We start from the raw sequence: 7,085 nt of genomic DNA on the forward strand, positions 1-7,085 counted from the left end.
AAATCAATTATGGAACTTTTTCTTGAGGATCAACCATACAATATTCAGAGTATGATTACCCAAAGAAACAAAACGATGGGTTCGGTACATTTTGATGGAGATTCTATTGAATTTGTAACCAAATATTTTGAAAACCGAACAATAGCTGATTCCTGTAAAGAACTAAAAGCTACCAAAAAATTATTCCTTGATAAAATCAACGAGTCCTCTGTATTGAATGGAAAATTAAATTTTCCGGATTACAACAATGGTCTGAATATGTTCATGACCAATCAGGAAAATCTGGTTTTGTTTAATAATGGAACGTATCATTTTCACATTACTTTGCCGTCATTGACTGAAGACAGTAGGATTGTAGATTATAATGAATTTGATAAGACACACTCCAATGCAATTTATTTGTTGCAATGGTTTGAGCCATTTTTTATAGCAACTCTTGGAAGTCCCGATATTATGGGAGTGATAAGTGATAAGTACAGTTTGGACAAAAAATTCACTTTGGGTTCTATGCGAAATGCCATGTCTCGTTACATAGGCGTAGGAACTTTTAATAAAGCGATGCCAAAAGGAAAAATTCTGACCTACAAAGTAGATGATTTTAGAAAACTGTTAAAGTTTGAAAAAGAAGAAAATATTTGGTGGCGCGACCAAATCGAAGTTGACATGGAATACGAATTGCTTTCGGAGGTTGGACTTGATTTTAATCAGGAAAAAATGTACCAAAGTGGTTTTGAATTCAGAAGCTTTGATGAGTTTCCTGCTGAATATTTAAATGACGTTCTTTTTTCCATTATTCTGATCTGTGAGCATTCTTTAAATCTACCTGATGTTCAATGGGGGCACGACAGCGTGGCTTGGAATAACTTAGTTTTTAAAACTTTAAAAAATGGTTATTTAACCGAAATCAATGAAGCCGAAAAGACTGCAGTTTTAGATTTATTGCAATTGTTGAATCCATCAGACAGCAATTATAATGCATTAAAATCCGAATTTGAAGCCATCGTTATGCTTGATGCCTTTTTCTTCAAAATTTTGGCTGTTTTACATGATAAATACAAAGACAACAATGTTTGTCTGGATTCGATGTATGGTCAAAAAACAAGTTCTCCTCCAAAATGGGATAACTTCAATAAATACCAAACAGAAAGACATTTGCAACAAATAGGTGCTTTCTGCGAGAATTAAATCTTCTTATATCTTTAATATTTTATTGTATAGAACCTTTTCTGTTTTTTGAAACAGGTATTTAATTGTAGTTTTGATAAATAAAATTAATTCAACTAGCTTTTTTGTAGCCACTTACAGTTGAATATGTTTTGTAATAACTTCAATATTTTATACTATGGATAAAATGAAAAACAAGATAAGAGTATGTGTTGCAGGTGCCACAGGTTGGGCGGCCTCCGAACTTTGTAAAGGTATCGTTTTGGCAGAAGACATGGAATTGGTTTCCGCTATTTCCCGTAAAAATGCAAACAAAGATTTAAAGGATGTTTTAGGTTTGGAAACGGATGGAAATATTCCTGTATTTGCAACAATTGAAGAGGCATTAACAGTACCATGTGATGTTTTAATGGAGTATACTTCACCCGAAATTGCAAAGCACAACATAATTACTGCAATCCATAAAGAAATAAATGTTGTAGTGGGCACTTCTGGACTTTCGGACAATGATTATGAAGATATAAAAGCAGTTGCTGAACAAAAAGGGAAAGCAGTTTTGGCTGTAGGTAATTTTGCGATAAGCGTTGTTCTACTTAACCATTTTGCAAAAATTGCAGCTAGATATATGCCACATTGGGAGATTATCGATTATGCAAAGAACAGTAAGATAGATTCGCCAAGTGGCAGTGCATTGGAATTGGCAAATCAACTCTCAAAAATCGGTTCATCAATTAAAACAGTTCCAATAGAAAATACTAAAGGCATAAAAGAAACTAGAGGTGCTGATATTAATGGTATGCAAGTGCATTCAGTGAGACTTCCCGGATTTGTTATTGGATTGGAAACCATTTTTGGACTGGAAGACGAAAGGTTGACCATGAAACAGGATGCTGGAAATACTGCAAAACCTTATGTAGGAGGGGCTCTTCTGGCGATAAGAAATGTAAGCTCTTTTACAGGTTTGAAGAGAGGTTTAGACAGCGTTATGGATTTATAGTATGAAAATGTAACATACGACCAAGTTCATTAAAACGAACTATCAAATCCGTCAATGAATTTGCGCATGGTGTATTGTTTGGCATACGTATCGTAATATCCCATAATATAGTAGTTTTTGTAGCGGATAATGTTAGGGACGGTCACTTCGGGATGTTCTTCCCTAAAACGGGAAATAAAATCGACAGCAAGAGGTTCCTGTTCTTGCTTGGTTTGCTCTAATTTTTTATCGAATGAACTTTCAAAATAAATAGTTGTTGGGACATTACGGAACGCTAAATTAATGTTGTCTTGGCCGATATCCGTAAATTGGATATCACCAGTTCCGCCCAATGTAATTAAGATAGATTTCGGTGTTTTATAAACCGTTAATCCTGCCTCCAAATACACTAATTGATTCAAGAATTTGGCAGTATTTTTTAACTCTTTTGGTCTTTCTTCTCCCAATTGTAACCACAAAGGAGAGCTTTTAAAAGGAATAGTTTCAGTTTTTGAAACAGGAATGCTTTTGATGGTTTCGGCTGATTTGTAATCTTTTATTTCAAACAATAATTCTTCGTCATTGATGTTGAGTTGGTATATTTTATTCTCATGGTAATAGGAATTGGACTGACTCGGTTGTTTTTTGACTACGGGTTGTGGAAAATTTTTTTCTTGGATTTCAAAAGTCGCCAAGTCAATATCGAAGCCTTGCGTTTCGTTAAAATTATGGTCAAAAGTGAGAAGCAATCTATTTTTTAGGACATAAAGTTTTGTTTTGTTCGTTCCTTTGAATAATGGATTGAACTGATTTGTTTCTATTTTTTCAATGGGAAAAACTTCTATAATTTGGCTAAAAGTTAAAGCTTGATTTTTACTGTTTTTAAAATTAAAAGAACCGAAATCTAGTTCTTTTTCTTCTTTTTTACCGTTTTTAAAAACATACAGAATCAATTTTTGTTCGAAATGTTTTTGTGAAAGAATATAAAAAGTATTGTTTTCCTGAAATTGTGTGATAATGGATTGATTGAAAAAAGGCAAATCATAACTAAAAACAGCAACAGTGGTTTTGGTATTCAAATCATATTGGACGGCTATTACTTTTTTAAAATCCTCTGAAGACCAATATAGGGTTGGGTTTCCATCGTCATTGAAACTATAACCGGCCAAGAGTTTGTAGGTTATGTCAGGTCTTGCGAGTGTATATTGATTGGTTAGGAATAATGCACTGTTGTATTTTAGGATAGTAAGCGTCTCTTTGTCGGAGACAAAGGCAAATACATCGTGTGTGGCAGTGTTTTCCGCATTTACAATTTGCTTATATTCTTTAGATTTTTTGAGTTCCAATGGAAAGGTCGCTAATACCGTCTGACTAAAAAGGAAGTTGCATTGGATTAGAATCAAAAAAAGAATGATTTTTTTCATAAGTTCGTTGCTTGCTGACTATGATGAATTTGTTAAAATGAATTCAAAAATACAGATTCCATTTTATATCAATTGAATTTATTGATTCATTATTTCTTGAAAATAGTCTACCATTTGGCCTACATGCATGGCATCCATCAATCCGTGATGAGCATGGATTGACATCGACATTTTTCTTTTTCCCTTTTTGGACAGTGTCATTTTACCAAAAGAAATTTTTGGACAGCTATCTGGGAAAGTCATATTGCGAGCATGGGAAAGCGAAGTAAAATCCAGCCAGGGAATTGCCGAAAAGTGAATGACATTGTCATCTTTGAATTCTCTTGTAAATAAACCTGTTGTGCCTTGAATACGTTCAATTTCTTTTATTGCTGTTTGTTCAAAAATCGTGTAATCGGGATGGTATTCTATCAAGGAAAATCCAAAAGTGCCATCAGCGCGACTTATGGTTGCCGATCCATCTATTCGGTCATATATGTAGATGTGTGTGTTTGAAATTCGGTATCTGAAATTTTCAAAAGCATTTACGGCCATTAAAGTTTTGTGTAAATAATATATGAAAAAGGAAGTACCCTGCGCTTTGGAAGTTTCATACGCTTTGGTACAATCAATAGCCACGTTTACTCCAAAGAAAGGTTCTTGCATTTGTTTAAAGAAAAGGAAATGTTCTTTTCGATTCCAATTGTCTAGGTCTAAGAGCTTTTTCATTTTTTAGTATTTAAGCTGATCCAATTCTTTAGTGGTCTGAGCGTTTTAAGGGAAATACGTTTAAATTTAAAAACCTAGCTAAAGTACTAAATAAAAAGCATTTTAACTAGGTCTGTATGTTTAAAAAAAGCGTTTTTTATAACTCCAATAGTGCCAAAACTTCTGTTATTTTTTCAAAGGCCTGGAAGTTTTTGTGTTCTACTTTATGGTCGATTTTTTCATGTGCCCAAGTGGTGTGAAAAGGAATATGAACCGCATGTCCGCCAATGGCTAAAACAGGTAATACATCCGATTTTAAGGAGTTTCCAATCATGAAAAATTCCTCGCGTTGTATTTCCAACCTTTTAATCAAATCCGAATAATCTACTTCTTGCTTGTCTGACATCACTTCAATGTGATGGAAATAGTGCCCCAAGCCCGAATTATGTAATTTTCGACGTTGGTCCAATAAATCCCCTTTGGTGGCAACCACCAATTTGTATTTTCCATGCAAAGCCTGTAAAGTTTCCTCAACTCCTTCCAACAAAACAATCGGTTTTTCGAGTAATTCTTTCCCGTACTGGATGATTTTTTCAATTATTTCAATCGGAATGGTGTTGTTTGAAATTCGCATCGCCGCTTCAATCATCGAAAGAATATATCCTTTGATTCCGTAACCGTACAATTTAAGATTATCGATTTCAATTTTGAATAACTCCTTTGAAATTCCCTGATGTGACAGGTAATCTTCCATCAAACCACAGAATTTTTTCTCGGTTTCATCAAAGTAGGTTTCGTTAATCCATAGGGTATCGTCGGCGTCGAAGGCTATTACTTTTAAATTGGGTATTTTATTGTTGTTTGACATGATTATAATGATTTTTTTAAATTTAAGGTTTGGAATTTTATTTCGAAAATAACTTTTTTAACGGAATAGTCTTATCGTAAAAGGTAATTCGGATTCCGAAAAGTAAAATAATACCGCCAAAAACCATTTGTAAAGTTATTTTTTCCTCCAAAAACATCCAAGCCAGAATCGATGTAATTACTGCCTGACTCAATAAGCTCAGTGAAACTCTCGTTGCACGCATGTGTTGAGTGGCATAGCTGACAGAGAGCCATGCACACAATTGGCAAATTAGCGCCTGAAGTACCAGAACAAACCAGCCTGTGTCTGAAAATCCAGTGAAAGGTTCATTTAAGCTATAACAAAGAATTCCAAGATAAATGCTCGAAGTCAGTAAACTAATTGTCATAAAGGATAAAACATCAACCTCTGAAAGCACTTTTTTGCTGATCAAAAGATAAATAGAATATAGGATTCCGGATAAAACAGCAAACAGGAATGCCTGATTGAAATTCATTTCAGTGAATAATTCAAAACCAACCAAAACCACCATTCCGAATAAAGAAACTAGAGTTCCAATCCAGAAATTTGCTGCCGGTTTTGATTTTAAAAATAAAAAAGAACCAATGCCAACCCAAACTGGAGATAAATTGGTTAATAATGACGCCTGTGTAGCACTCGAATTCTGAATTGCAATATTCCAAACAGCAACATCTGAGGAAAATAAAATGCTGCAGAGTCCTGCCAAAAGCGCAAATTTTAAACTTGGGAGTTTAAAGTTTTTACTTAGGAGCACATAAGGAAGAAGTAATATAAAAGCAAAAAACATTCGGTAAAAAGCCGAAATCAATCCCGGCGTTAAACGTAATTTGACTAATATCGGGAAAATCGAAATACAGAGTATACCGTAGATTAAAGCTAATCTTGGTTTGGTGAGTTTCATGTTTTTATTTATTTGTGCTTTTGTAAAAAAATAAAAAGGAATTGCGCAAATCAATTAAAAGATTAACCGATTTACGCAATTTTATAATAGGTATAAAGCTTAGTTTATCGTCTCTCCATTCCCAACACCATCTGTATCAGGATTTACGAAAACTAATTTTCCTTCGGCATTGGTGGTCATCAAAATCATTCCTTGACTTTCTACACCACGAAGGTTTCTTGGTGCCAAATTCACTAGAACAGTCACCCGTTTTCCAACAATGTCTTCTGGTTTAAAACTTTCGGCAATTCCCGAAACTATTGTACGAACATCAATTCCAGTATCCACTTTCAAAATCAAAAGCTTGTTTGCTTTCGGCATTTTTTCAGCTTCAAGGATTGTTCCCACACGGATATCCATTTTGGCAAAATCCTCAAATTGGATTAAGTCTTTTTGTGGTTCTGCTTTTTTGTTTTCGGCAATATTTGCAGTTTTAGTAGCTTCCAACTTATCTATTTGTTTTTGGATTTCCTCGTCTTCAATTTTAGAGAAAAGCAATTCAGCTTCTCCAATTTGGTGGCCTGCTGGCAATAAATCAGAATTATCAGTTATAGATTTCCAATTTAATGGTGATTCAATCTTTAAGATTCGCGACAATTTTGTAGCTGTAAATGGTAAGAAAGGCTCACAAAGTGAACTCAAAGCAGCTGCAATTTGCAGGGCAACATACATTTGGGTTTGAACGCGGTCTGGATCGGTTTTAACCATTTTCCAAGGCTCTTCGTCAGCCAAATATTTGTTTCCAAGTCTGGCAACATTCATCATTTCGCCAAGTGCTTCTCTAAATCTATATCTTTCCAATGAACTCGAAATCACTGCTGGATAAGCTTTCAATTCGGTCAGGGTTTGTTCGTCAACTTCTGATAGTTCATTCGGTTGAGGTACGATTCCGTTGTAATATTTATTAGTTAAAACCACTACACGATTAATGAAATTTCCATAAATCGCTACCAATTCGTTGTTATTTCTCGCTTGAAAATCTTTCCAGGTAAAATCATTGTCTTT

Annotated in this window: 7 protein-coding genes; 2 read left to right on the forward strand and 5 right to left on the reverse strand. The window is 34.5% G+C overall.

Annotation, left to right across the window (positions count from 1 at the left end; genetic code table 11):
- Positions 1–1,185: hypothetical protein (locus VFS71_RS02330; protein ID WP_326399158.1), on the forward strand; the 1,185-nt coding region annotated here is incomplete at its 5' end.
- A 166-nt stretch (positions 1,186–1,351) separates the two neighbouring features.
- Positions 1,352–2,161: a 4-hydroxy-tetrahydrodipicolinate reductase gene (gene dapB, locus VFS71_RS02335; protein ID WP_326399159.1), complete on the forward strand. Its 810-nt coding sequence runs from the start codon at positions 1,352–1,354 to the stop codon at positions 2,159–2,161.
- Between the two features lie 29 nt (positions 2,162–2,190).
- Here dapB and VFS71_RS02340 read toward each other — a convergent pair whose 3' ends face one another.
- The 5 genes from VFS71_RS02340 to metG form a co-directional block, all read right to left on the reverse strand.
- Positions 2,191–3,564, reverse strand: a complete 1,374-nt coding sequence (locus VFS71_RS02340) for a hypothetical protein (protein ID WP_326399160.1) — start codon at positions 3,562–3,564, stop codon at positions 2,191–2,193.
- Positions 3,565–3,642: 78 nt separating this feature from the next.
- Positions 3,643–4,272, reverse strand: a complete 630-nt coding sequence (locus VFS71_RS02345; RefSeq protein ID WP_326399161.1) for a chloramphenicol acetyltransferase — start codon at positions 4,270–4,272, stop codon at positions 3,643–3,645.
- A gap of 136 nt (positions 4,273–4,408) precedes the next feature.
- Positions 4,409–5,119 carry an HAD family hydrolase gene (locus tag VFS71_RS02350; protein ID WP_326399162.1) on the reverse strand — a complete coding sequence of 237 codons (711 nt, stop codon included), beginning with the start codon at positions 5,117–5,119 and terminating at the stop codon, positions 4,409–4,411.
- 37 nt (positions 5,120–5,156) lie between these two features.
- Positions 5,157–6,041, reverse strand: coding sequence for a DMT family transporter (locus VFS71_RS02355; RefSeq protein ID WP_326399163.1), 885 nt, complete (start codon positions 6,039–6,041; stop codon positions 5,157–5,159).
- A 99-nt stretch (positions 6,042–6,140) separates the two neighbouring features.
- On the reverse strand, positions 6,141–7,085 hold a 945-nt coding region (metG, locus tag VFS71_RS02360; protein ID WP_326399164.1), incomplete at its 5' end, for a methionine--tRNA ligase subunit beta.

The organism is Flavobacterium sp. (genome assembly GCF_035760125.1).
Classification (GTDB): Bacteria; Bacteroidota; Bacteroidia; order Flavobacteriales; family Flavobacteriaceae; genus Flavobacterium.

What these genes read in the sequence shown, in the direction of transcription:
- dapB (WP_326399159.1), top strand. Translation starts at nt 1,352, where the DNA reads ATGAAAAACAAGATAAGAGTATGTGTTGCAGGTGCCACAGGTTGGGCG.
- VFS71_RS02350 (WP_326399162.1), bottom strand. Translation starts at nt 5,119, where the DNA reads ATGTCAAACAACAATAAAATACCCAATTTAAAAGTAATAGCCTTCGAC.
- VFS71_RS02340 (WP_326399160.1), bottom strand. Translation starts at nt 3,564, where the DNA reads ATGAAAAAAATCATTCTTTTTTTGATTCTAATCCAATGCAACTTCCTT.
- VFS71_RS02355 (WP_326399163.1), bottom strand. Translation starts at nt 6,041, where the DNA reads ATGAAACTCACCAAACCAAGATTAGCTTTAATCTACGGTATACTCTGT.
- VFS71_RS02345 (WP_326399161.1), bottom strand. Translation starts at nt 4,272, where the DNA reads ATGAAAAAGCTCTTAGACCTAGACAATTGGAATCGAAAAGAACATTTC.